The sequence below is a fragment of the Microbacterium sp. zg.Y909 genome, assembly GCF_024626565.1.
Genome location: NZ_JANJFJ010000560.1, coordinates 1 through 2147 on the forward strand (window position 1 = coordinate 1; position 2147 = coordinate 2147).

Annotated in this window: 2 protein-coding genes; both read right to left on the bottom strand. The window is 69.3% G+C overall.

Features of this window, described 5'->3' with window-relative positions:
* Positions 1–132: 132 nt before the first annotated feature.
* Complete coding sequence (locus NQ160_RS22795; protein ID WP_257517307.1) at positions 133–1353, bottom strand: PucR family transcriptional regulator; 1221 nt, start codon at positions 1351–1353, stop codon at positions 133–135.
* Positions 1354–1361: 8 nt separating this feature from the next.
* On the bottom strand, positions 1362–2147 hold a 786-nt coding region (locus tag NQ160_RS22800; RefSeq protein WP_441338273.1), incomplete at its 5' end, for a transketolase-like TK C-terminal-containing protein.

A 2147-nucleotide genomic window follows, 5' to 3' on the forward strand; every position in this document is an offset into this window, starting at 1 on the left:
AACCCGGGGGTCTGCGAGCCCTGACCGGGGAAGACGGCGATGATCACTTCACCCATCCTGCCAACAAGAACGACCGGTCATCTGGCGAACACGTCACAAGAATCGCCGAATCCCTTGTATTGCCACTACAGCTCACGCGTGCGGTCGACGGTGAGGGGCGGGTCGGCGACGCGCGGCATCCGTCCCGATCGAACCCAGGATGAGCGCAGTCTGCAGGATGAGTGCCTCGCGCGGCCCGGTCGCGTCCCAGCCGATGACGTCGGAGACGCGCTTGAGCCGGTACCGCACGGTGTTCGGGTGGACGAACAGCTCCCGCGCGGTCGCCTCGAGCGATCGCCCGTTGTCGAGGTAGCTCCACAGTGTCGCCACCAGATCAGGGCTGTGCGCTTGCAACGGCCGGTAGATGCGCTCCACGAGCGTCTGCTTGGCGACGGAATCGCCCGCCAGCGCACGCTCGGGGAGCAGATCGTCCGCCTCGACGGGGCGCGGGGCGTTGCGCCAGGCGCGGGCGACGGCGAAGCCCGCCAACGCCGCACGCGCGCTCTGACTCGCCTCGACCAGCGCCGGAACGGCGGGGCCGAGCACCAGGTACCCCGGGCCGAAGCACGGCTCCAGCCGCTGGGCGATCTCGGGGAACGGAAGCTCGTTCTCGGGTGCTTCCTCGCGTCCGGCGGGCTGCGAGCGTCCGATCACGAGCACGAGGCGCGAGCCCTGCACTCCGATCAGCACGTCCACGTCGAGCTTGCGCGCGGTGCGGCGCACCTGGTCGACGTCGAACTGCGGGGGCGTCGTGCCGACGAGCACCGCGACCTCGCCGTGACCGTGCCAGCCGAGAGCGGCGATGCGACTGGGAAGCTCTTCATCGGTCTCGCCGGTGAGGATGGAATCGACCACCAACGCCTCGAGTCGTGCGTCCCAGAGACCGCGGGCCTCGGCAGCACGGGCGTAGACGTCGGCGGCGGCGAAGGCCACCTCGCGCGAGTAGAGCAGAATCGCCTCCCGCAGGTCCTCGTCGCGGCCCGCCACCCGCTCCTCGGTGACCGCGACGGTCACCCGGATGAGCTGCAGGGTCTGCGTGAGGCTGACGCTGCGCAGCAGCTCACGGGGAGCAGCGGCGAAGATGTCGGCGGCGATCCAGGGCGTGGACGTGGGGTCTTCGTACCACTGGATGAACGACGTGATGCCGGCCTGGGCGACCAGCCCCACCGCCGACCGGCGCGCCGGCGGCATCTCTGCGTACCAGGGGAGAGTGTCCTCCAGTCGCTTGATGGTCGCCGACGCGAGGTCGCCTGAGACGCGCCGCAGCCAGGCGAGGGTCTCGGCTTTCTCGGACGCGGTCGGTGGTGAGGTCATACGGTTTATCAGCTTTCGCCGCCCGCATTGCCGCTGGTGCCGGCGGTGACGTCGTACAGACGGTACTTGTCGATCGCCTGCGCCGAGAGGCCACGGTCGACGACGCCCTCCTGCGCGAGCGCCTGGAGCGTCCGCACCACGATCGACGGACCGTCGATCTTGAAGAAGCGACGCGCTGCGGGGCGCGTGTCCGAGAAGCCGAAGCCGTCGGCGCCGAGCGTCGCGAAACGCTGCGGCACCCAGGGCCGGATCTGGTCCTGCACCGCGTGCATGAAGTCGCTGACCGCCACCACAGGACCCTGCGCGTCGCGCAGCTTCTCGGTGATGTACGCGGTGCGGGGCTCTTCCGTGGGGTGCAGGAAGTTGTGCTCGTCGGCTGCGAGGCCGTCGCGACGCAGCTCCGACCACGACGTGACCGACCAGACGTCGGCGATCACACCCCAGTCGTCCTTGAGCAGCTTCTGAGCCTCGAGCGCCCACTGCACGCCGACACCCGACGCGAGCAGCTGGGTGCGGGGACCCTCGCCCTCGCCGACCGAGATGCGGTGGATGCCGCGGACGATCCCGTCCACGTCGACGCCCTCGGGCTCCGTCGGCTGCACATACGGCTCGTTGTACACCGTGAGGTAGTACATGACGTTCGGATCCGGGTGGTTCCCGCCGTACATGCGCTCGAGTCCCGTGCGCACGATGTGGGCGATCTCGTAACCGAAGGCCGGGTCGTAGGAGATCGTGGCCGGGTTCGTGGATGCCAGCAGCTGGGAGTGACCGTCGGCATGCTGCAGACCTTCACC